Below are 23,048 nucleotides of genomic sequence, written 5' to 3'. Positions count from 1 at the left end.
TATCTCTCATACATTCCAGGCCGAACAACCAAGGAGGTTTGATCGTGGGCATGACTATGACCGGTGAGGTCTCACTTGCGGCACCGCGCGAGGCCGTGTGGACCAAATTGAATGATCCTCAAGTGCTTAAGGCTTGCATCCCCGGGTGTGAGGATCTGGAAAGAACCGAAGACAACGGCTTTCGCGCCATCGCCAAAATGAAAGTCGGGCCAGTTTCCGCTAGATTCAAGGGCCGAGTGACGCTCACAGACCTCGATCCGCCAAATGGCTACAAGATAACCGGCGAGGGCGAAGGTGGTGTTGCCGGTTTTGCAAAGGGCTCGGCGAGGGTGAGATTAGCGGAGGCCGATGGCAATACCCTATTGCATTATAGCGTAGAGGCCCAGATCGGCGGAAAACTGGCTCAGCTTGGACAGCGATTGATCAGCGGCTCGGCTAAAAAACTAGCCGACGAGTTTTTTGCAAATTTCGCGCAGGCGGTGCGATGTTAGCGCGCACTGTCATACGAAATCTGCTGATCATAATTCGTCAGATCCGTGGAACGTCGCGAGAAGCATGCATCCGCCCAAGCAAGAGGGCGCGGCCCAACGTTTCATTTGTTGGTTTCGTCTCTTGGTAATCGTAAGCCGAACGGCAGGCGTGTGACGCGCGCGATTTCGTCATCCGCTTATGGGCGATTCCAATAAGGCTCATGCTGGCGAGGTCGACGGCACGCCCAGCACAACCGCCCCGATCACGAAGGACAATTGTATGCCTCCTTACGACGGCAAGGCGGCGACTTGGCGCTTTCCCAGGACGCATAGCTCAGGGCATCGATGTCATTGTTTCCGGCCATTCCCACGTGCTGAAGATCAACAAAGTCGACAGCTTGCTTTACGTGAATCCCGGCAGCGCCGGACGTCGGCGCTTCAAACTGCCGATCACCCTTGCGAGCCTTGAAGTCAGGCCCGACGGACTGAAACCGATCATCCACGATCTTGAGGTCAGATAGGCCGCGCTGCGGCACGTCCAGTCAGGCGAAGCTTTCAGCCCCATCTTGGCGCTGGGCTAATCCGCATCCATTGGCAGCGTCAGATGGGCAGATCGAGCTGAGGTTCGATACCGTCGTCCCCCTGCGTTTGCAGCAAGGACAGGGACACGCCCAGCAGGCGCACCGATTTCGGGAAAGGCATCTCGGTATGCAGCAGGGCGATCACCAAGTTCTCCAAGTCGTCCCGGCTCGATACGACTGTTGGAACCGACCGGATCCGCGTGATGATCTCGAAATCGAAGAACTTGATCTTGAGCGTCACGGTCCGTCCTCGGTTTCCGATGCTCTCACAGTAGCGCCAGACCTTGTCGATCGGCGGCCGGAGCTCGGCGGCCATGGCGTCGAAAGTCATGAGATCGGCCGAGAACGTATTGTCCGCGCCGATGGACTTGCGAATACGATTGGCGCGGAGGGGACGGTGGTCGACGCCGCGCGAGATCCAGTAGTAATAGGCGCCGGACTTGCCGAAGTTGGCGTTCATGAATTCGAGCGTCTGGTTGCGAACGTCCATTCCGGTGAAGATGCCGAGGCCGTTCATCTTCGCGCTCGTCGACGGACCATGCCGTGGAATTTGCCGACCGGCAGCGACTCCGCCCATCTCGGGAGAGATGACGTACCGGTCGTTCGGCTTCCTGTGATCCGAAGCGAGCTTCGACAGAAACTTGTTGTAGCTGATGCCGGCCGAAGCGTTCAGACCCGTCTCGGCCTTGATCTTCTCGCGGATCCGACGTGCCACGTCGCGGGCGAGGGGTATGCCCTGCAGGTTTTCGGTGACGTCAAGATAAGCCTTGTCCAGCGACAGCGGTGCGATGATCGGCGTGTACTCCGAGAAGATGTCGCGGATTTGTCGGCTGATCGCTTTGTAGACCTCGAAGCGCGGTTTCACGAAGATCAGGTCCGGACATTGCCTCTTGGCGGTGACGGACGCCATCGCGGAGCGGACTCCGAACTTGCGAGCCTCGTAGCTTCCGCTGCTACCACACCGCGTTCCGCTGCGCCGCCGACCGCGACCGGCTTGCCTAGAAGAGCCGGATTGTCCCGCTGCGTGACCGACGCGTAGAAGGCGTCCATGTCGATGTGGATGATCTTGCGGATAGAAAAGCCGGCGCCGGGTCGGCTGTGGGCCGGTGGGAACCTTGTCAGAGGTCACTTCAAAGCTGTGCGCAGTTGGTGAATGTAACGGCTTAATGCGAAGTAGCCGCCCGAACGCGTCTTAACATGATGACTGCCACGCTCCCTAGGAGAGCACCTGAGGCTAAGACCAAACGAATAGTGATGGGCTCTGATAGGAGAACGGCCCCGCCAAATGCGGCGAGCGCCGGTACCAGAAGCTGTACGGCGGAGGCGTGCGTGATGGGGAGTTTTCGCAAAGCGGCGTACCAGATCGCATAGCCTAGCCCGGACGCTATTGCTCCAGATGCAACGGCGAGCAAAAGGCCTTCAGTCGTAACGGAGAAGTCCTTTAGAAAAACTGCGTTGACGATGAGCGCCAGCGGTACGCAACCGATAAAGCTCACGGCATTTGAATCGATTGGATCGACCATACTCCTGCCCGAGAGAGAGAAGAGGCCCCAAGCTGTCCCCGACGAAATCATATAAATGGCGCCCATCGGCTCGGGCGCCGACATTCCGGGTGAGACAAGATATGCGAGCCCAAAGATAGCAACGCCAAAAGCGACCCAAGACGTCGTTGGAAGTCGCTCGCCTTGCCATAGAGCAAATCCGATCATGGTGATCTGAACAGAGCCGAACAGGACGAGCGCTCCGACGCCGGTGCTTATCCGAGTATAAGCAAGCGAGAAAAAAATGATATATGCGAATAGTGAGACAACCGATGAGATGCAACGGGTATTGAGGCGCGGTATTCGCCGCTGACTAAGAACGGTCAGCACCGTCAACGTTACTGCTGCCGCTGTAATGCGAACTGTCGCAAAGCTTGAAGCGTCAATGAGGTGGGGCGCAAGTGCCAAGCGGCACAAGATCGAGTTCGCCGCGAAGCAGAAGAGCGCAACTACTGTCAATGACGCTGTTGCAGGGTCGAACACGGTAGCGACCCCTCGCTAAGCGAGATGTTCAGGAAACGTGAACAGCATTGGATGAACCTCAGGAGGCGCGGTCGAGGCGGTTGCGCATTGCGCTTTCAGCTGCAATCGCATATCCGGCATCAGCATGTCTTATGATTCCGATAGCGGTGTCGTTGTCCATGACTCGAGAGAGTCGCGCCGAAGCATCTTCGGTGCCCGTCGCGATCGTTGTGACTCCGGCGGATTGTCCCCAGTTGCCAAGGCCATGTACGGCAACGAGATCCGCGCCCGATGCACAGTTGAGCAACGCATTCAGCAATGGCCAATCGGAAATGGCGTCTGATCCGTCGGCCATATTCTCGGTTTCCCGATGCGGCAAGGATGCCGAACCGGAATCCAAATGATCGCGCGTAAAAGCAACAGGGGCTCTCAAGGCTCCACGGTTGACCAACTCGTTTACGGCCAAGGCGAGCCGCTTGCGTTCGCCATGCCCCAGCCAGCCGATGCGTGCGGGTAAACCCGTGAATTGGACATGGTCGCGAGCAGTCCTGATCCAACCGCAAAGCCGATGATCTGCCGGGAAAAGGTCGAGCGCCAGATCGTCGATGAGACGAATGTCGGAAGGATCGCCTGAAGCCGCAACCCAACGAAACGGACCAATGCCTTCGCAAAATAGCGGCCTTATGTAGAGTTCAATAAAAGAGCCGAACTGGAAGGCGTCTGATACACCAGCTTCAAGTGCATGCTTGCGGAGATTATTTCCGTACTCGAACACAATGGCGCCCCGATCTCTAAGCGCGATCATGGCTTTGACGTGCTTGGCGATTGTCAGCAGCGACCTCTGTTTAAGGTCGTGCGGGGCAGTTTCGCGGAGCGACTGGGTTTCGGCGACGCTTAGACCCTCGGGCACATATCCGCGCACCGGATCGCAGATCGTCTGATCGGTGACGATGTCGGGCGTTATACCTCGGGCGATCAAGTCCGCGAGTACGGTTGCAACGTTTCCGACCAGCCCAATGGAGATACCCTGCCGTGAACCCCGCGCCAGATTTGCCCATTCCAGCGCCTCGTCAAGGCTGTACGAGATGCGTTCACAATAGCCCGTCGCAACGCGACGATTGATCCGTTCAGGATCAGCCTCGACCGCGATAATGGTGGCCCCTGCGAGCTTGCCCGCCAGAGGCTGCGCGCCACTCATGCCGCCGCATCCTCCCGTCACGATCAGTCGGCCTGCCAGGCTTCCGTCAAAATGACGCCGCGCGACCGCGCTGAACGTCTCAAAGGTACCTTGGAGAATTCCCTGGCTTCCAATGTACTGCCAGGCAGCCGCCGTCATTCCCGGCATAACCGTCAGGCCCTTAGCCTCCAGAGCGCGAAAATCATCGTCGCCGGCCCAAGCCCCAACCACGTTTCCGTTCGCCATGAGGACGAGAGGCGTCGTCCCCTGCGACGGAAACACACCGGCCGGTTTGCCCGATTGCATAACCAGAGTCTGGTCTTCCTCAAGCCGCATAAGGGCGGCGACCGCTCTGTCGAAACTCTCCCAATCGCGCGCTGCTTTTGCCCACGACATGTAAATAACGAGGTCCGCCGGGTTTTCGGCATTCTCAAGATTATTCTCAAGGAGGCGCAGGATGGTCTCCTGCCGCCAGCCTTTGCATCGCAGCTCAGTGCCGCGCATCGCAGTTATAGGCATGCGTCTGTTCGAGCCCATCGGCCACCTGTCCGTCACGTTTGAGTGTTGTTTACGTTCAAAGCAATGTTCTGGTCGGCATCGACGCGGCAAACCGTCTGGTACAGGGCAGCGCACCCAGCCTCCAACTGACCTTGATCGGTCCATTCCTCCGGACAGTGGCTCTTGCCGTCGCGGCTGGGCACGAAGATCATGGCGACCGGAGCGATACGTGCGAGAAACGCTGCGTCATGTCCGGCCCCGCTTGCCATCGTTCGGGTCGAAAGACCGAGATCCGTAGCTAAATCCGCGATATGGCCGCGCAGGCGTTTGTCGCACGCCGCAGGCCTGGATTCCGATAATTTGACAAACTGCTCACGCCTGACATTGGCAGCAACGGCAGCTTCTTGGCTGGTGCGATCGATGGCTTTGACAAAGTCTGCCAACGGACCTGGTTCTTCGCACCTGGCCTCGATGACCAGGCGTGCACGTGAAGGCACAACGTTCGCCGCATTCGGCTCACACTGGATGACGCCCGTCGTTGCAATGAAGTAAGGGCTTCCTGTCCGCTTTTCGGCTTCGCTCCGAACCGCCGTGATCGTTGCAGCGGCAGCGACCAGAGCATCTCGCCGCAGGCCGACCGGAGTGGTGCCAGCATGGTCGGCGCTTCCCGAAAAAATCACCTCTACTCTGACGATACCCACGATCGAGGTGATAATCCCCAGGTCGGTATGGGTGGCTTCAAGCACTTTCCCCTGCTCAATGTGAAGTTCGAGAAAAGCCCTGATGTCCCGGCGGTGGGGAGAGCTGAGCCTGCGGGGGTCGCCACCCATCCGCAGAATGGCATCACCAAGAGCTTCGCCGTCAGGCTCTTTGAGAGCCAGCATGGATGGTTGCAGTTGCCGGACCATCGCACGACTTCCAACGCAAGAAACACCGTATTCGCTTGGCTCCTCACTGAGAAAATCCACCAGTTCGATAGAGCTGCGTGGCTGCACGCCGTGTTCGCGAAGCATGCGGACAACCTCGAGGCCGGTAAGAACCCCGGCAATTCCGTCGAACCGACCGCCCGAGGGAACGGTATCGCTATGCGACCCGATAAGAATGGTACCAGCGCCTGGGTTCGTCCCCTCAAGGCGTCCGATCAAGTTGCCGCCCTCGTCGATGTGTGTTGAAAGGCCCGCCGCTTCGAAACGTCGGACAAGCCACGCGCGCCCTTCGAGAAACCGTGGCGTGAAGCATCGCCGTGTGTAGGGCTTGTCTGGGTCCGTCAATGCGGCCAGAGCCATCACGTCGCTCCAGAGGCGCTCACTGTCGACGCGAATATTCGTAGAAGCACTCACGAGCAGTTCACCACGGTTCGGTAAGAACGAGCCTGCTTCAAAGGGATCCCAAACCCGCGATGCGTCGCCGCGTGGTCCGCTGAAGCGGTCTCGTGATCAGGGTTCATTGCAGATAGGCAAGAAGCTCTGCTCCAAGCGCCTTCTCGACTTTCGGAAACACCGCGGGATCAAGCGCGCCCTTGCCGACAGGCAGGTTGGACCGATGCGCGCTTATGATCGCGACTTCTCGGCCGACGGACATCCTCGAAATTGCGATGGGGTCGCCCGTATGCAAGTCCAGCGAGCCAACATGGTCCGGGAATGTCGCAACTCTTTGCCCGTCGCGATCCGCGAACATGAACTCGTTGTACACGCCCAGTGTCACATCGCTCGCACCCTGGCGAACCACCACGCGTCCGACATCGAAGCCGGCGCTATAGCTGACGTCATTTGAGACAACTTTACCTGCGGCCAGAAGCTCGCCTTTGACGAAGTCGACGGTCTTCTGGACGCGACCAGCTCCCTTTGCGGACAGCATGGCATGACCAAGCTCGATCTGAAACGTAATCGCGCCTGCAGCGCCATTGGCGCGCACGAACGATGCGGTCATCGGCCCGCGCGCCGCCGCGATGAGGCCCCCGTTCAGTATCGAGGCCTGTCGCATCAGGCCGGAGGTCGAAAGGATGTCACCTTTCGCGACGACGCTAATGGGACTGCCCTTCGGCTGGCCGCCACTTGAACAAACCTGAATGATTGGGATATCAGGACGAGACGCAAGGCCCAGGCCGCCCATCTCGACGGTTGGGTGACCGCGCCCGTTTGCTGCGGCATCCACGTAAGGAATTCCCAGGGTTGCCGCCACAAGCCAGGCGTTGATACCCGGCACGTGGCCACAGATGACCCCGGCGGGCTTGCTGCCGATTTCGGCAGCCAGTCGATTTGCGGCTTCGGCGTAATCACGCAAAGCCAGTCTTGGTTCGGCGTATCCGGGAGCTCCCACCGAGGTCGACGTGATGATGATCGCGTCATCCGCGAGCTCATCGAGCGAGATCAGTTCGACCTCCGCCAGGCCGAGCGCGAGCTGGCCAGCAAGGTCATGGCGTTCAAGCATGCTATCGACACCGCTGCCGCCCGCTGACAGAAAAAGTCCGGAGATCAAGGCCGGTTGGAGGTCGGTCTCGGTTAGCTTTCGCTTCATCGTTATTCTCCGAAAGGGATTGGCTATTGTGGGCCTGCGGGGCGCATATCAGGCGTGGTGCGCATCAGAAACGCCAAGATATGTATCGAAAATGCTGGAATCGTTTTTGAGTGCGGCGGGCGAACCGCGATACACGGTCTTGCCCGATGCAAGGACGCAAACATCGTCCGCGACGTCGAGCGCGCGCCCCGTGTTTTGCTCAACGAGCAGAACGGTAATGCCTTTCGCGCGAAGCTTGAGAAGCGCGTCGAGACATATCTCGACATTCTTCGGCATAAGACCCAGGGATAACTCATCGACCATGAGCAGTTTGGGGTGAGCCATCAGGGCGCGTCCAATCGCCAGCATTTGCTGTTCGCCGCCCGACATCAGACCGGATTGTTGGTTGCGCCGTTCCGCAAGTCGCGGAAAAAGTTCGAACACCTCATCCATCGTCTGCCTTTCGAGCGACGTCGGATAGGAATAGCCGCCGACAACAAGATTCTCGCGAACAGTCAGATCGCGAAAGAGCAATCGGCCCTCAGGAACGACTGTGATGCCGAGGCGCGCGCGCTTGACAGCTGGCAGCCGTACGAGGTCTTCGCCCTTCCAGGTTATCTGGCCTGCCTGAACGGTGACGTGACCCATGATCGCCATGATCAGGGAGGTCTTGCCGGCGCCGTTCGGGCCGAGAAGTGCCGTCAGCTTTCCTTCTTCCATTTTCAGGGAAAAGCCCTCGACGGCGCGAATTCGGCCGTATCCGCACGAGACGTCCGACAGCTCAAGCATGCTCGTCCCTTGTTTCCCCGATATAGGCGTCTCTCACTTCCGGCAGATTGATGACCACCTCGCTCGGTCCCTCAGCGAGGATGCTTCCTCGGTTGAGAACCGCGAGGCGGCTCGAAATCCGCAGGATCTCGGCGAGGTTGTGCTCGACCAGGACGACGGTGAGCCCGCCCTTGTTGAGTTCGACGATGGTGGCGGCCAAGGCCGAAGCTTCGCGTTGGTTGAGGCCAGCCAAGGGCTCGTCGAGAAAAATAATCTCAGGATCCAGCGCCAGAGCGCGCGCAACCTCGAGACGCTTCAATTGTCCAAGCGGCAGCTCGGTGGGATTGCGATCGCGTACGTCGGCAAGACCGAGCCGATCAAGTATCGCCAGGGCAATCTTGAGCTCGTGCTCTCTGCGGAACTCAAACAGGGAGCTCAAAGCTGAAGCGGTGCGTCGCTTGCCCGCCGCGAGCGCGACATTCTCAATCACGCTTAATCGCGCGAACGGGCGAACGATCTGGTGCGTGCGCACCAAGCCCGCGCGTACCCGCTGATCGGTCGGGAGACCGGTGATATCGAGGCCCCGCAGCCGTATGCGACCTCGCTGGGGACGCAGGACGCCTGTGAGCAGATTGATGAATGTAGTTTTGCCGGCGCCGTTGGGACCGATCAGTCCAAGCAGTTCGCCCTTTTCGACCGAAAGGCTCGCTCCGTCCACAGCGTTAATGCCACCGAACGCTATCCCGAGGTCGCTTGCTTGCAACAGGCTCATGAGCGGGCACCGCGCAAGCGAAACAGTGATGTGGCAAGGCCGGACAATCCACTCGGACCGTACATCATAACGACAATCAGAAGCGCTCCGTAGAGAAGAAGCCGATAATCGCCCGCGAACCGGAAGACTTCCGGGAACAGCGTCAGAAGAATGGCCCCACAGATGACCCCAAAGGTGGATCCGATGCCGCCGACAACAACCATGCAGAGTGCAAGCACCGAGACACCAAATCCAAACGTATCTGGCACAATGAAGCGGACAAAATTCGTGTATAGGCCGCCGGCAAGCCCGGCCAGGGCGGTCCCGATCCCGAAGGCGACCAGCTTGTACCGTCCGACATTGATGCCGATCGCGCGCGCCGCATCGTCGTCCGAAGCAACGGCCTGAAACGCGAAGCCGGTCCAATTGCGGCCAAGATAAAAGCTGAGGCCAGCCGTCAAAGCCGCTGCCGTGAGAACAAGGATCGCGTCGCCGGTCTCCCCGAATCCCGATGCGGGGATGCCCGAAAGCCCAAGTTCTCCGCCCACAATCGACAGCTTGCGCACAACACCAAGAAAGAGGAAGCCGACCGCCATCGTTGTGATGGCCAGAAAGTCGTCTTTTACGCGCAGCGAGGCAAGGCCGACGGCCACGCCGACCGCGCCCGCAATGATCGCGCTCAACAGCAACGCGAAAAGGAGCGGAACACCCGCGAGCAGAAGCAGCGCCGTGGCGTACGCGCCAATCCCGTAGAAGGCTGCATGGCCAAGACTCACCTGGCCGCAGAAGCCGGTAATGATGTTGAGACTCAAAGCGAGGATGATGTTGATGCCCGCGATTGTCACCAATCCTACGATGTAGCTGCTCATGCGCCGCCCCTTACGCCAAGGCCCTGCGGCCGGATCATGAGAATGACGATCAATACGATTGCAGCGATCGCATCTCGGTCCAGATAGTCGCCGACTGCGACGGTGCCGAATGATTCCGCGACGCCCAGCAACAGGCTCGCGATGAGCGCGCCTCGTGTGCTTCCGAGCCCACCAAGCACGATGATGGCCAGAGCCTTGTAGCTCACCACGGCGCCAAAGGATGGCTCGACGAAATTGTTCAGCAACGCGACCAGCACGCCGGCGATGCCCGCGATCGCTGAGCCAATTGCGAAATTCGTGTAGCGCACCGTGAGGACGTTCACGCCGAAACTTGTGGCCATCCGCGGATTTGCTTCGGTGGCACGCCAGGCGATGCCGATCCGGGTTCGTTCAAGAAAGATATACAAGAGCCCCAGGAGAACGGCCGTCGTGAGGACGAGCGCTATCTGCGTCTCATTGAGGGCGATGCCGAAGATATTCTTTGTAGCGAGCGAGTACGGGTTGTAGCGAAAAGGGATACCGTTTTCACCAAATGCAATGCGGAAACCGTCTTCCATGATCAGGAGCACACCCAGCGACGCGATAAGTGCGACGAAGGGCGGATGTTTCAGAAGAGGCTGATAGATCAGCCTGTAGATCAGAATACCGGCAAGCACGCTCAGCAGAATGGCAGCCGGAAACGCAAGCCAGAGGGAGCCCGTGGCATTGGCGATAACGATTCCAATGAATGCACCCAACGTAAATATCGCAGCGTGCGCAATGTGTAGAATTCGGAGAAGCCCGTAGACCATCGTAAGACCCATGGCCATGAGGGCATACATGCATCCATTGATGAGGCCGGTCACAAGGAGGTCGATATAGTACAAGTCAGATCCTCGAGATCGTTGGCGTAAGGCGGGGTGCCGGCGGCGGATGTATGCGTGATGGGGAACGGAGGAGCCGCTCTTTGGAAAGCCCCTCCGTTCAGTTCATCGCTAGTTGAATGCGCCTTCGCTGATGTCGGAGAAGTAGGCAAACTTGCCGTCCTTGATGACGATCACGGGCATCGACATCACGATTTCGCGCTGGCCATCGAAATTGCTGAGCTTGCCATGCATCGCCGGGAAATCCTTGGTCGCTGCAAGGGCGTCGCGTACTTTCGCCGGGTCGATGCTGCCGGCGCGCTTGATCGCTTCGGCGGCGAGGGTGATCGCCGTGTAGACTGATGCGGCCGTGCTTTCGGCGTCGTCCCCATGACGAGATTTCAACTCCGCCATGAATGACTTAAAGGACGCCGACGGGTTGTCACGGTTGAGGGCGTTGACGATGTAGATGCCTTCCGCCGCGGGCCCTGCAATATCGATGAACGTTTGCGAGTCGAACGCCTGGGCGGCGACCATTGGCACCGTCACGCCGGCGGCGCGTAGCTGCGCGACCAGAGGGCCGCCGGTGAAGGCGTAGCCCGTGAGATACAGCGCATCGGGATTGTCACGTTTCACGCCGGCGACGATGGATCCAAACTGACGATCCTTCGGGGAATAGGTGTACTCGTTCAGGATTTCGAGGCCGAGCTTGGAGGCTGCGGGCTTGAAGCCCGCAAGAAGCGAGACCCCGAAGTCGTTGTTGATGCTGACAACCGATATGCGCTTGGCTTTCAGCTTGTCGGCGAGGAATGATGCGGCCGCCCTTCCTTGCGGAGGCGCCAGCTGGAACGTACGAAATACGTAGTCACCAGCCTTCGTCACATCGGGATGCACCGCATAGGCGGCGATATACGGAATGTGAGTTTCCTGGAAAACAGTGGCCGCAGCACGCGTCGGCTCGGAATAGCTTCCCGAAATGGCGAACTGCGTATGATCTTCGCCGATCATCTTCTTTGCGAGAACGACGGCCTGGGAGCCCTGCGCCTGATCGTCGTAAACCTTCAGCGCAATCTTTTCGCCCAGTACGCCACCCGCCTTGTTGAGGTCGTCCACGGCGATCTCGGCCGCAATGCGGGCGGACTTGCCGTCCGCTGCAGCAAAACCCGTCAGCGGTGCGAGCAGGCCAAAATTGATCTCATCGGCCGCTGCGGGCCACGCTCCCGAGGAGCTCACCAACGTCACCAGCGCAGCACTGCATGCATAGAGAAGCTTCATTGCTTCGATTCCCTCTGTGGCCAAATGTTAGACAGTTGAAGTCAGCTAACGGAATCGCTAAGGCATGAGCCCCGGCAGAGGGATTCGCGGTAATATAGTGAGTTCACCGCCCCGCTAAATCAGACCCCGTCCTGCAACACATGTCGCGGGGAACAGAGTGTCTTAGCGATGTCACATGTTAAAATATCATTGAGTGACGCGAGGCATAAATTTTGCTGAAGCCGCTAGATCAGACCGCGCATTGACACATTGGCCTCGTTGACCCGCTTCATCAGCAGCTCCAGGAAGCGATTCGCATTCTCGGAGGGCGTAGAGCCCGCACGCCGGATCAGCGACAGGCAGCGATTGATCTCGGGCTCGATGATACTATTGACCTGAATTTTGTTGGCCTTTGCCCGTTTATGGATTGCGCTGATTGGAAGGATTGTGGCCCAATCGTCGGAATCCACCAAGTTTAGCGTCATGGCCATCGAGTCCACCTCGAAAAGTGGTGCCAAGCTGAGCCCCGCCTCATTAAAGGCGCGGTCAATGAGGCCTCGCAATCCGTGCCGTACCGACGGCAATATGAGCCTCAAATGCCGGATATCTGCCGCTTTCACGGGCCCCGGCGGAAGCACGCCCAGGCGCGGATTTGTTATGACGACCATGGAATCACGCGCGAGGGGGGTGACAATCAGTCCGGATTGTCTTGCTTCCGTGTCCACAATGGCAAAGTCGAGGAGCGCCTGAACGGTCCATCGACGCAAGCTTTCATTGAATCCTTCCGTAAGCCGCAGGTTGCAGCTGTTTGAAAGCTGCATCCAGTCGGAAATTGTTCCAGACACAGTTTGAGCAAGAAGGCTCTCGTCATCGAGCACGGGCAGCACACCAAATCGTATCGGTGGCAGTTCCCTGAGCCCGATCTCACGAATCTGAAGACGTGCTTCCGCGAGGTCGGACAGAACAGGCTCGCACAATCGTCGCAGCGCTATTGCGCGCTTGGTTGGCGCAACGCCATGAGCGGTACGAACGAATAACGCATGTCCGATGGAGCGCTCGAGTTTTTTCAACGTGTTGCTGAGAGCAGGCTGCGACACGCCGAGATCGGCCGCCGCCCGGCTAATATTTCCCCGATCATAGGCGATATCGAACGTCCGCAACTCGCGGAGCGATAAGGGATCATCCCCGTCACCGCTCGCGGACCCGGTTCGCCTTTCGGATCGCGGCAGACGTTCCGGCGCCGTATGAGACTGCGTCCGTACCCAGTCGAGGGCGGCGCGCAATTCGTCATTGAATAATTCTGCGATGGCGCCGATCAAAAGTCGGTCCGCATTGCCGACCCGCTTGATCCGCCACACCATGCCGCCGGTTTGGCAACCAACATAGGAGAGTTGGAAACGCTGCTGGAAGGCAAAGCCGGGAATGCAACTCAGCGGCATGATCACGGCCGTAGCCGGATTGGAAAACTGCATTTCCAGCTGGTCTATGGCCACGTCCTCGGCGGCAAGGGAGATGCCGGCAGACTTCGCGAATTCGTCGCCAAGCGCTGCGATTGACGGTGGGAACTTGGGCATCACGAAACGCAACTGCCCTGCCAACGTGCCCAGCTCGGATACCGAAACTTTTCCCGAATTTAATGCACTTTCGCCGCGCCGCGAAATGAGACCCCAATCGTCGCGAACCTCAAGCGGGTCGAACATATCCCGGCTATCCCGCGCCTCTGCGACAGCGCCGACCTCGTCGTTTGTCGACACCGGGCCGCCGAGAAAGTCGATCAATCTGAGCTTAACGTGCGGATGTCTCTTTCCCAACGCATACGCAACGGTCTGCAGTGTGCCGGCCAGCAAACTCCCGCGTGGGGCAACAGGCGCGGCCAATGCAATTCTTACGGCGTCCTCATCCAGCGATGAGCGGATATATCGCGAGATGAACTCGACTTCGGCTATGACGTCGCGCGCCAGCCGATAGAGGTGCTCGCCTGCGGGCGTCGGCAGGACGCCGGAATGTGTTCGCTTGCACAAGCCGGCGCCAAGCTCATGTTCCAACTTGCTAATTTGCATGCTGACATTGGATTGAACCGTCCCAAGTTGCTCGCCGGCAGACGCGAGATTTCCGTAATCACACACTTTCAGAAAGTAGGAGAGCTGCCGGATTTCCATTGGGTCTCCCAGAATCCGAGCGCCTTCTTGAGCGCGGCAGGGCGGAGTTCAATGATAGTTATGCCATCCATCGCAAGCAAGTATTGGTGCGGCCGCTCCCCGACCGCGATGATCACGCATCGATCTATCGCTCGGCGGAGATTTAAGTGGCGCGCAATATTAAGGCTCAACGCGGAAACGAATTGCGTTGCCGGGGATGGCGGCAGGAGACCATTCTGCGCATGCTCGAGAATAATCTCGAGAATGCGGAGATTCCGGAAGCTCTCATCGTCTATACGGGCGCCCGAGCGACGCGAGATTGGGAGTCCTACGACCGGATCGTGGGCTCTTTGAAGTCGCTGGCCGACGACGAAACTCTGATCATCCAATCAGGCAAACCGATCTTCCGTCACCGTACGCACGAACGCGCGCCCCGCGTGGTGATGGCAAACGGCAACGTTCTCGGCCGTTGGGCGGATGACCGCAACTATTATGAATTGCAGCGCAAAGGACTGACATTCTATCCGGGAATGACGGCCGCCGCTTGGCAATATATCGGGAGCCAAGGGATCATCCAGGGCACGTACCAGTCTTTCATGGGCGCCGGTGAGCAGAATTTCGGCGGAGACCTGGCCGGTCGTGTCATCTTGACCGCGGGATGTGGCGGCATGGGAGGCGCACAGCCGCTTGCCGGCAAACTGGCGGGGGCAGCCATCCTTTGCGTTGACCCGAACGCTCAGAATATCCGTCGGCGCGTGGATATCGGTTATTGCGATCGAATGACCGAAAGCGTGGATGAGGCCATCCGGCTGATCGAAGAAGCGCGACGTTCCAAGGCCGCTCTTTCGGTGGGCTTGGTCGGAAATGCCGCCGATATCCATCCTCTTCTCCTAGCGCGCGGCTTTCAGCCGGACATCGTTACCGACCAGGTCAACACCGATCCGTACCGGGGATACATCCCGAGTGGCATGACCCCGGATGAAGCCTTCCAGGCCATGCAGACGGATCCCGAAGGGACGGCCAAGCGCGGTCAGGAATCGCTCGTGAAGCAAGTCGAGGCGATGCTGGAATTCAAGCGTCGCGGAGCGATCGTATTTGAGTACGGCAATGACTTACGCGAGCGGGCTGCCAACGCCGGGCTCACGGAGGCGTTGGAAATGGGGAGCTTCATCACGCTCTTCATTCGGCCGCTCTTTTGCGAGGGCAAGGGCCCGTTCCGGTGGTTGGCTGCCACAGGCAATAGCAAAGACATCGCGTATGTCGACGAACTGGTGCGGCGAACATTTCCCGAGAACAAAGCCATCAGCCGCTGGATCTCGCTCGCGCAGAAATACATGCCCACGGAAGGGTTGCCTGCGCGCATCGGCTGGCTCGGCTACGGCGAGCGCAGCAAACTCGCGCGATTGGTGAATGCGGCGGTCGCCAACGGTGAGCTGTCCGGTCCTATCGCGTTCACGCGCGATCATCTCGATTCCGGTTCGGTCGCATATCCGCTGCGCGAGACCGAACACATGCCGGACGGCAGCGATTTTATCTCCGACTGGCCTATTCTTAACGCGCTGCTCGCGTGTTCAGGCGGAGCGGATCTCGTCGCCGTTCATTCGCACGGCAATCGCTGGCAAAGCGCCGGGCAAACGGTCGTCGCCGATGGCAGCAAGCTCGCCGAAGCCCGCATCACCGCGGTGATGGACGGCGACACGGCAATGGGTATCGTTCGTCACGCGGAGGCCGGTGTCGAGAGAGCGCGGGAAGCGCGTACCGGTCACGGACTGAAGCCCTAGGGGAGGTCGTCCCGATGAATGCTCCTGTAGGCCAAGAGATTGGACGACGTCTCACCCGCGACGATGTTGAGGCTGCGGTTCTCGGCGGTCTGCTTTTGTCGGCTGGCGGTAGCGGCGGTTCTGGCATCGCGCGCAATCGGTTTATCGGCGAAATGGCGCTCGCCTATAGCGGTGTGAGGCTCGTGCAAGCCGAAGAGCTCTCTGCGAAGGACCTCGCCATTGTCACGAGCGGCATCGGAGCGCCCGCTTCGTCGAAGCCGCGCACCGAGCCGCGTCACGCGGTCGAAAGTGCGCGCCTCCTGATCGATGACACCAAGTGCCCGGTGGCGGCCGTCATGCCCGCTCACGTTCCCGGCATGAATGCCTGGCTCGTTGCTTCTGCGCTCGGAATCGGCCTTCTCGACGCGGCGACGAATGGGCGTGGGCATCCGACGCCGAAGTTAGGGGCTATGGGGCTCGCCTCAAGTCCCGATGTCGCGATCACGCAGGCCGCCGTTGGGGGAGGTCAGGGAAAGCCGTCTCTCTCGCTGGTCGCGCGCGGCAATCTTTCAGCAACGTCGGAGATCATGCGCAACGCCGCGGTGTCCAATGGCGGTCTCATCCTGGCGAGCCGCGGGCCTTTCGCGGTCGATTGGATACGCCAACGAGGTGCGGCGGGAGCGCTCAGCTTTCAGATCGATCTGGGCCGCATGATCGTTGACGCGGCGTCCTCGTCGAGGTCCGTGCTCGATGCCATCGCGGATTTTCTGAAGGGTGAGATTTTGGCCGTTGGACGTGTCACGACAAACAACGTCGCCTTTGACGGCGCTTTCGACGTTGGCCATATCGACATCGTCGCAGGACGCATCGTTCGTCTCGGCGTGTGCAACGAGTACATGTACGCCGATGGCGTCGATGGTCGCGCGTATACGTTTCCCGACCTCATCGCGACTGTTGACCCCAAGACCGGTATCGCGCTCGAAGTTTCCGAGCTGAAAGAGGGCGTTGATGTTGCCGTCGTCGCAGCTCGAAAGGAAGCGTTTCCGCTGGGATCGGGGGTTTTGGACCCCGCAGCCTATGACGAGATCGAACAGGCCATGAATGTCGATCTCAAGAGCTACGCGCTTCACGAGACGCCAACTGCAACTTCCAAAGCGAGGGTTTGAAAATGATCACACTTTACGACAGCAGGCTTTCCGGAAATGCCTGGAAGGTAAGAATTCTCCTCGGCAATCTGGGAATTCCCCTCAAGCGCGTTACGTTCGCGCTGCCCGAAGGCAAGACCTATTTGCCGGAGTTTCTCGCCAAGAACCCGCAGGGCAAAATCCCCGTGGTCGAGCTCGATAATGGGGAGACCCTTTTCGAGTCGAATGCCATCCTGATGTATTTCGCCACCGGCACCCCGTTCTTGCCGGAGGACAAGCTTTCCAGGGCGCGCGTTGCGCAGTGGATGTTCTTTGAGCAAGCTGAGGTGATGCTGAACCTGGCGCATCCCCGCTTCTTCATCGGCATCAAGAAGGCGAAGGAAGCCAACATCGAACTCATCAAGCAACGCTGGGAAGCCGGTTACAAATCGCTCCAGATCATGGACGACCATCTGGCCAAGACAAAGTTCTTCGTCGACGGCAAGTATTCGATCGCGGACATCGCTCTCTATCCTTATGCGAGCGTGGCTCACGAGGGCGAGTTCGACATGAAGCGCTTCCCCAACGTCCTGGCATGGTTCGAGCGCATTCGCGAGCAGCCGGGATACAAGCCGCTGTTTGAAGACTGATCCCACGATCACGGAGCCCGCATCTCGCATCACGCTTCATGTCGAACATGATGCGCTGCAGCTCGTACGAATATGAGGCCAGTCATGTCCGGCAGAGATCTCCCGTTGAGGGAAACGCTCACAGCCACTCATTGGGGCACCTACTATGTCAGCGAAGCCGGCGGCCGTATCCAAAAGGTGCGGCCGTGGGAGAAGGATTCCGATCCTTCTCCTATCGGCCAATCTTTCGTCGGCGCGGTGGACGGCCAGCTCCGCGTGGGCCGCCCGTCCATCCGGCGCGGCTGGCTGGAGGGGCGTGGCTTGTCCCCCCGAGGGCGCCGTGGCGCAGACTCGTTCGTCCATGTTTCCTGGAACGAGGCGCTCAACCTCGTCGCTTCGGAGCTCAAGCGGGTCATTTCAACGTACGGCAACAGCTCGATCTTCGGCGGATCATATGGCTGGGCGAGCGCCGGTCGCTTTCACCACGCCCAAAGCCAGATACACCGCTTTCTCGGTCTCATCGGCGGCTATACCAATTCGGCGCTGACCTATTCATCGGCAGCCGGAGAGGTTATTCTCCCCCATATCATTGGGAGTATGGACGGCCTCGTCGGTCAACATTCGACGTGGGATGGCATTGCCGAAGAAGGAAGACTGGTCGTCGCGTTCGGCGGGCTGCCACGACGCAACGCACAGGTGCAGGCCGGAGGGCTCGGCCAGCACGAAGCGTTCGACGCCATCAAGCGAGCCTCCGCGCGTGGCGTTCGGTTCGTTACTTTGTCGCCCACGAGGGAGGATTGTCCCGAAGCAGCTGGTTGCGAATGGGTACCATTACGGCCGGGAACCGATGTTGCGGTCATGCTCGGCATGGCTCACGTGTTGATTTCTGAGAATTTGCACGATTCCGAATTCCTCCAGACCCATTGCGTTGGCTTCGATGCGGTCCGCGATTACGTACTCGGACATACAGACGGCGTGGCAAAGACGCCCAGCTGGGCAGGCTCTCTCTCCGGTCTCGATCCCGAGCGCATTGCATCGCTGGCAAGGGCAATGGCCGCCGCGCGCACCATGATTATGGTGAACTGGGCCATCCAGCGTGCAGACTACGGAGAGCAACCTTACTGGATGGCCGTGACGTTGGCGGCGCTGCTCGGCCAGATCGGACTGAAGGGTGGAGGTTTTGGCTTCGGTTACTCCTGCACCAACGGTGCGGGACGTCCGGATATGGGCTTTCGCTGGCCGTCCCTTCCGCAGGGACAAAATCCAGTCACGACATTCATCCCAGTGGCGCGCATCACCGATATGCTGCTCAATCCAGGGCAACCATTCGAGTTTAACGGCCAATCACTGACCTATCCCGATATCCGCTTGATCTATTGGGCTGGCGGCAATCCCTTTCATCACCATCAGGATCTGAATCGTCTGGTCGAGGCCTGGCAACGTCCCGACACGATCATCGTGAACGAGCCATACTGGACCGCCGCCGCAAAACACGCGGACATCGTGCTGCCGGTTACCACCACGCTCGAACGCAACGATCTGGCGTTTGCCAACCGGGAAAACTTGATCGTTGCCATGAAGCAGGTCATCGCGCCCGTGGGCGAGGCTCGCGATGATTTCGCAATCTTCTCTGGCCTGGCGACGCGCCTTGGAAACGAACAGTCCTTTACGCAGGGACGCACGGCTTTCGCGTGGATCGAAGCCATGTATGCCGAGGCAAAGGACAATGCCGCAGCTCGCGCTATCGAGCTCCCTCCCTTCGCGGAGTTCTGGGAGACAGGCTATGCTGAGGTCAAACGGGCGATCAACTCACACACACTTCTGGAAGCCTTCCGCGAGTATCCCGAATACCAGCCTTTGCGAACGCCCTCCGGCCGGATCGAACTGTTCTCCGAGAAAATCGCGTCCTTTGGCTACGATGACTGCCCGGGACATGCGGCTTGGTTCGAACCAAAGGAATGGCTCGGCAGCTCGATGGCCGATCACTATCCGTTACACCTTTTGTCGCCGCAGCCGGCCGACAAGCTTCACAGCCAATATGATCACGGCTCGGTGAGCCGGAACGGCAAAATTGGAGGGCGAGCTCCGTTGAGGATCCATCCCAGTGACGCTGCCGAGAGAGGACTGAAGAGCGGCGACGTCGCGAAGGTCTTTAACGAACGCGGGGCCTGTCTTGCCGGTGTCGTCCTGACCGACGCCTTGCTGCCACGCGTTGTCCAGCTGCCTACGGGAGCTTGGTTTGATCCTTCGGACCCGAATGTCCCTGCATCAATCGAAAAGCACGGCAATCCCAACGTTCTCACGCCGGATCGCGGGACCTCGCGCTTAGCTCAGGGGCCGAGCTGCAATTCGACGCTCGTACAAGTGGTGCGATTCGATCGAGCGCCGCCAGAAATAACGGCATTTCAACCGCCGGCGATGTCGCCAAATCTCCTCGAAAACGGAACAATCCCATGAGTGATTTCGATCTGGTTGTAACCGGGCGTGTGGTCTTGGCAGACCGCGTCCTTGATAAGGGTTACGTGGCTATCCGGGGAGGGGTGGTTGAGCGCGTTGGATCCGGCGCGGCGCCATCAGCGACCGAGCGGCAAGACTTCGGTAATGCCTACGTCATGCCCGGCGCTATCGACGCCCAGGTGCATTCGAAGTCGCAGCTCAACCAAGAAGACTTCGTCTGGTCAACTCGAGCCGCAGCGGCCGGTGGCGTCACTACGGTCGTCGATATGCCATACGATGCCGGTTTCCTTGTCTGCACGGGCGACCGGGTGCGCCAAAAGATCGCGGAAGCCGGGGCGCAAGCGCGAGTCGATTATGCGCTCTATGGAACGATTGCGCCAGAAGACGGCGCGAAGCATATCGCGGCAATGGTGGAGGCGGGCGCATGCGCCTTTAAGTTCTCCACGTTTAACACGGATTCAAAGCGTTTCCCGCGTATCGCGCCGCAGGTCCTTTACGAATGCTTTGTCGAAATCGGCAAGCATGGGCTCGCCGCGGGCGTGCACAACGAAAATGACGAGATGGTGCGAGCCGCGATCGCGGCTGTCGAGGCGTCCGGCATCACAGACTACCGCGCCCATGGCTTGTCGCGCCCCCCTGTGACGGAAACCCTCGCGATGGCGGAGGTCTATGAGCTTGGTGCACAGGCCGCTTGTTCCGCCCATGTTGTGCATTGCTCCGTCGGGCGTGGGTACGACCTCTGCGAGAGTTACCGCCGACAAGGGGTCGACGCGACTGTCGAAGCCTGCATCCACTATCTGACGCTTGACGAGGAAAACGATGTCGCCCGGCTTGTCGGCAAGGCAAAGATCAATCCGCCAATCCGGCCGCGCGCCGAAGTCGAGGCGCTCTGGCGACACCTGGCCGGTGGCAACATTACCGTCGTTTCGACCGATCATGTGTCGTGGTCGGAAGATCGCAAGAACGATCCCAACATGCTGAAGAACTCCTCCGGCGCGCCGGGGCTCGAAGTTCTGTACGCCCTGCTTATGAAGGGATTGACTGAGCGAAATCTTGACGTCAGTCACGCCGCCAGGCTGCTCGCGGCCAACCCCGCCCGCCTCTTCCGCATCGGCCATCGTAAGGGAGCGATCGGACTCGGCCGGGACGCGGACCTCGTGGTCATGGCGCACGATCCTCGTCGCTATGATCCTTCCGCTTCAGGCCATAATTATGTGACCTGGAGCCCTTACGAAGGAATGGAGCTGCCTTATCGCCCGGTCGCGACATATTTGCGCGGGCGGGCCATTTTCGACGGCAAGACCGTGAAGTCCGAGGCCGGCGAAGGCCGCTTCGTCAGGCCGAGCCCAGCGTCGCCACATCCTATTCCTATGTAGATCATCAAGATTCACGAATTGAATTTCGTAGCGGGGGTAAAGTTGGAAGACGAAGTGTCTGCCAGGTCGAATAGCGTCACAGAGCCGCATTCGGCTCTCAGTCCGCGGATTATCCTTACGACGCGTTTGCGAGCTACGCGGACGACCCTGACGTCGAATTCGTCCGTGCGGTGAGGGACATGTTGGCGGGATTCGATCAGCGCCCCGAACTACCGCCTGAGTACGCCCGCAAGATCCAACTCTGCATGTCAATCGGCTTGCAAATTTTGCATGCCGAATGACAGTTTCAGTCTAGGCACGCATATCCCGCTGCAAACTAAGAGACATGCAAAAGGTTCGGTGACGAGCAAATACATCCATACGCTTGACACCGCGCTCATCATGGCCGCGGACACGATCTCGGGCTACATTCAGGGCCTCCTTGACGGCATTGAGTTCAAGCAGACCGCCTACGCATTGGACCGCGATTCACGAAACGCCGCCCCGGCCCGTTTCCTTAAGAGGGCCTCAGGTTGTGAGCAAGAGGTGGCCGAGGAGGAGCGCCGTTTAGCAGCATAATCCAGAGACGCAATGCGAGGTCATGAACGGCCGGTTCTGGCGCAAAGCTGCCGTTCACGGGCTTGTCTGTTCCTGGGTGGATTGTGTTGCAAAGCTCCCTTTGAGCGAATCGCGAACCATGGTTCCGTTGGTGGAGACGGCATCGGCGGGAGCGGCGCATGATGAGGCGGCGGCAAGAAGGACAGGGACAGTTTTTTATATTTGTTTGATCTCGACAAGGTTGTTCCGCCCGATCATCTGGTGTAGCAGATCAACGGTTTGCTCGATCTAAGCTGGGTGCACAAGGAGTTGGCGCCTTATTACTTGTACACAGGTCAGCCTTCGATTGACCTGGTGCTGATGATCCGGATGCTGATCATTGGCTACGTGCTTGCGCTCCGCTCGGAGCGCCGGCTATGCGCTGACGTTCAGGTCAACCTTGCCTACAGGTGTTCTGCAAGCTCGGCATTAAGGACAGGATCCCCGATCATTCTATATTCTGCCGTGCGCGGCACGAACGTTTCCGGGAGAGCGACGCTCTGCGTCGGGTCTTCGAGGGTGTAGTGACAATGTGCATTGCGATCGGGCTGGTTGGGGGCGAAGCGTTCCCGATCGATGCGAGCCTGATCAAGGCGGATGTAGACAAGAAGAAGCGGATGCCTGGCGACCAGCCGATTGCGTGGCCGAAGGCAGAGGAGGGATCCCATGCAGTTCGCGAGCGCCTCGCCGCGCTAGATATCGCCCGCGGCGATGAGGACGGTTTTGGAGATGCTGGCGGTGCAGGTAAAGGCGCGATCGAAAGTCTCGCTTACCGATCCGCAAGTGACGCGGGTTGCGAGGCCAGGCCTGGCCCATTCTTTGCCTGGCTCCATCAAACCGGATTGTCCCTCTTCTTCAACTCGACAAGAATCTGGCGAACGGGCTTGTCACCGTTATTGGTCGCGCGGTGCGTTCTGCGATCCTCTGCTGCCTCATCGACATAGATAAACGTGACGTCGCCATCCCGTCTTTCCCGCTGATCGATCGAGTCGCGATGCGGATAGTCGATGCGCAGCCGATTGTTGTCCGTGACATCGACGAACAACCAATCCCGCTTGTGAGTATGCAACTTCGTAGACTGGCCAGGCTGCAGTGCAAAGTCCCAGACGCGGACGGATTCATTCTCGAAGAGGAGCTTCGTCCCAACCCATTCGTCGTCAGCAACGGATATGTTTTTATTATCCATGTTTTATCTCCTCGTTGGTGACGCTTGTATCGCCGGAGTTTGGTGGTTCTGGTGCCATATCACGTCCGATCGGCGCATTCTGCTAAACTGCAA

The 23,048-nt window shown here is 59.1% G+C and carries 18 protein-coding genes and 3 pseudogenes; 9 read left to right on the top strand and 12 right to left on the bottom strand.

Annotation, left to right across the window (positions count from 1 at the left end; translation table 11 throughout):
- Nucleotides 1-44 precede the first annotated feature (44 nt).
- Both AC1RR3_RS01330 and AC1RR3_RS01325 read left to right on the top strand, forming a co-directional pair.
- Nucleotides 45-491, top strand: coding sequence for an SRPBCC family protein (locus AC1RR3_RS01330; RefSeq protein WP_492818573.1), 447 nt, complete (start codon nt 45-47; stop codon nt 489-491).
- 200 nt (nt 492-691) lie between these two features.
- Nucleotides 692-991, top strand: coding sequence for a metallophosphoesterase family protein (locus tag AC1RR3_RS01325; protein ID WP_492818571.1), 300 nt, complete (start codon nt 692-694; stop codon nt 989-991).
- A gap of 79 nt (nt 992-1,070) precedes the next feature.
- On the opposite strand, the pseudogene dinB reads toward AC1RR3_RS01325, so the two are convergent.
- From dinB to AC1RR3_RS01270, 11 genes and pseudogenes are all read right to left on the bottom strand, one after another.
- Nucleotides 1,071-2,101, bottom strand: a pseudogene (gene dinB / locus AC1RR3_RS01320) (DNA polymerase IV).
- A 113-nt stretch (nt 2,102-2,214) separates the two neighbouring features.
- Nucleotides 2,215-3,075: a DMT family transporter gene (locus tag AC1RR3_RS01315; RefSeq protein ID WP_492818569.1), complete on the bottom strand. Its 861-nt coding sequence runs from the start codon at nt 3,073-3,075 to the stop codon at nt 2,215-2,217.
- Between the two features lie 58 nt (nt 3,076-3,133).
- Nucleotides 3,134-4,768 carry an S-methyl thiourocanate hydratase gene (locus AC1RR3_RS01310; RefSeq protein ID WP_492818567.1) on the bottom strand — a complete coding sequence of 545 codons (1,635 nt, stop codon included), beginning with the start codon at nt 4,766-4,768 and terminating at the stop codon, nt 3,134-3,136.
- A 14-nt stretch (nt 4,769-4,782) separates the two neighbouring features.
- Nucleotides 4,783-6,069, bottom strand: a complete 1,287-nt coding sequence (ertE, locus tag AC1RR3_RS01305; protein ID WP_492818565.1) for an N-carbamyl-l-glutamate amidohydrolase ErtE — start codon at nt 6,067-6,069, stop codon at nt 4,783-4,785.
- 103 nt (nt 6,070-6,172) lie between these two features.
- Nucleotides 6,173-7,246, bottom strand: coding sequence for an S-methyl thiohydantoin desulfurase (locus AC1RR3_RS01300; protein WP_492818563.1), 1,074 nt, complete (start codon nt 7,244-7,246; stop codon nt 6,173-6,175).
- Nucleotides 7,247-7,294: 48 nt separating this feature from the next.
- On the bottom strand, nt 7,295-8,014 hold the full coding sequence (locus AC1RR3_RS01295; RefSeq protein WP_492818561.1) for an ABC transporter ATP-binding protein: 720 nt from the start codon (nt 8,012-8,014) through the stop codon (nt 7,295-7,297).
- A complete protein-coding gene (locus AC1RR3_RS01290) occupies nt 8,007-8,765 on the bottom strand; it encodes an ABC transporter ATP-binding protein (protein ID WP_492818559.1) in 759 nt (252 codons plus the stop codon). The genes AC1RR3_RS01295 and AC1RR3_RS01290 overlap by 8 nt, the downstream gene beginning before the upstream one ends.
- A complete protein-coding gene (locus tag AC1RR3_RS01285; RefSeq protein WP_492818557.1) occupies nt 8,762-9,613 on the bottom strand; it encodes a branched-chain amino acid ABC transporter permease in 852 nt (283 codons plus the stop codon). The genes AC1RR3_RS01290 and AC1RR3_RS01285 overlap by 4 nt, the downstream gene beginning before the upstream one ends.
- A complete protein-coding gene (locus tag AC1RR3_RS01280; RefSeq protein ID WP_492818555.1) occupies nt 9,610-10,479 on the bottom strand; it encodes a branched-chain amino acid ABC transporter permease in 870 nt (289 codons plus the stop codon). Before AC1RR3_RS01280 ends, AC1RR3_RS01285 begins: the two co-directional genes overlap by 4 nt.
- Before the next feature lie 108 nt (nt 10,480-10,587).
- Nucleotides 10,588-11,730 carry an ABC transporter substrate-binding protein gene (locus tag AC1RR3_RS01275; protein WP_492818553.1) on the bottom strand — a complete coding sequence of 381 codons (1,143 nt, stop codon included), beginning with the start codon at nt 11,728-11,730 and terminating at the stop codon, nt 10,588-10,590.
- A 224-nt stretch (nt 11,731-11,954) separates the two neighbouring features.
- Nucleotides 11,955-13,868, bottom strand: coding sequence for a LysR family transcriptional regulator (locus AC1RR3_RS01270; protein ID WP_492818551.1), 1,914 nt, complete (start codon nt 13,866-13,868; stop codon nt 11,955-11,957).
- A gap of 146 nt (nt 13,869-14,014) precedes the next feature.
- On the opposite strand from AC1RR3_RS01270, the gene AC1RR3_RS01265 reads away from it, so the two are divergent.
- The 7 genes and pseudogenes from AC1RR3_RS01265 to AC1RR3_RS01235 form a co-directional block, all read left to right on the top strand.
- Complete coding sequence (locus AC1RR3_RS01265) at nt 14,015-15,628, top strand: S-methyl thiourocanate hydratase (RefSeq protein ID WP_492818549.1); 1,614 nt, start codon at nt 14,015-14,017, stop codon at nt 15,626-15,628.
- A gap of 14 nt (nt 15,629-15,642) precedes the next feature.
- The gene (locus tag AC1RR3_RS01260; protein WP_492818547.1) at nt 15,643-16,773 is read left to right on the top strand and encodes an S-methyl thiohydantoin desulfurase; all 1,131 of its coding nucleotides are present in this window, start codon (nt 15,643-15,645) and stop codon (nt 16,771-16,773) included.
- Between the two features lie 2 nt (nt 16,774-16,775).
- Nucleotides 16,776-17,381 carry a glutathione S-transferase family protein gene (locus tag AC1RR3_RS01255; RefSeq protein ID WP_492818545.1) on the top strand — a complete coding sequence of 202 codons (606 nt, stop codon included), beginning with the start codon at nt 16,776-16,778 and terminating at the stop codon, nt 17,379-17,381.
- An 84-nt stretch (nt 17,382-17,465) separates the two neighbouring features.
- On the top strand, nt 17,466-19,817 hold the full coding sequence (locus AC1RR3_RS01250; RefSeq protein ID WP_492818543.1) for a molybdopterin guanine dinucleotide-containing S/N-oxide reductase: 2,352 nt from the start codon (nt 17,466-17,468) through the stop codon (nt 19,815-19,817).
- On the top strand, nt 19,814-21,193 hold the full coding sequence (gene ertD, locus AC1RR3_RS01245) for a hydantoin-5-propionate amidohydrolase (protein WP_492818541.1): 1,380 nt from the start codon (nt 19,814-19,816) through the stop codon (nt 21,191-21,193). The genes AC1RR3_RS01250 and ertD overlap by 4 nt, the downstream gene beginning before the upstream one ends.
- Before the next feature lie 324 nt (nt 21,194-21,517).
- Nucleotides 21,518-21,751: pseudogene (locus AC1RR3_RS01240) on the top strand (integrase); the annotation flags it as partial.
- Nucleotides 21,752-21,909: 158 nt separating this feature from the next.
- A pseudogene (locus tag AC1RR3_RS01235) lies at nt 21,910-22,596 on the top strand (transposase); the annotation flags it as partial.
- Nucleotides 22,597-22,601: 5 nt separating this feature from the next.
- Here the strand turns inward: AC1RR3_RS01235 and AC1RR3_RS01230 are convergent.
- Nucleotides 22,602-22,955: a cupin domain-containing protein gene (locus tag AC1RR3_RS01230; protein WP_492819812.1), complete on the bottom strand. Its 354-nt coding sequence runs from the start codon at nt 22,953-22,955 to the stop codon at nt 22,602-22,604.
- Between the last annotated feature and the right edge of the window lie 93 nt (nt 22,956-23,048).

Source organism: Bradyrhizobium sp. GW821-FHT13H05, assembly GCF_058804065.1.
This window is presented reverse-complemented; position numbering and strand designations above follow the sequence as displayed.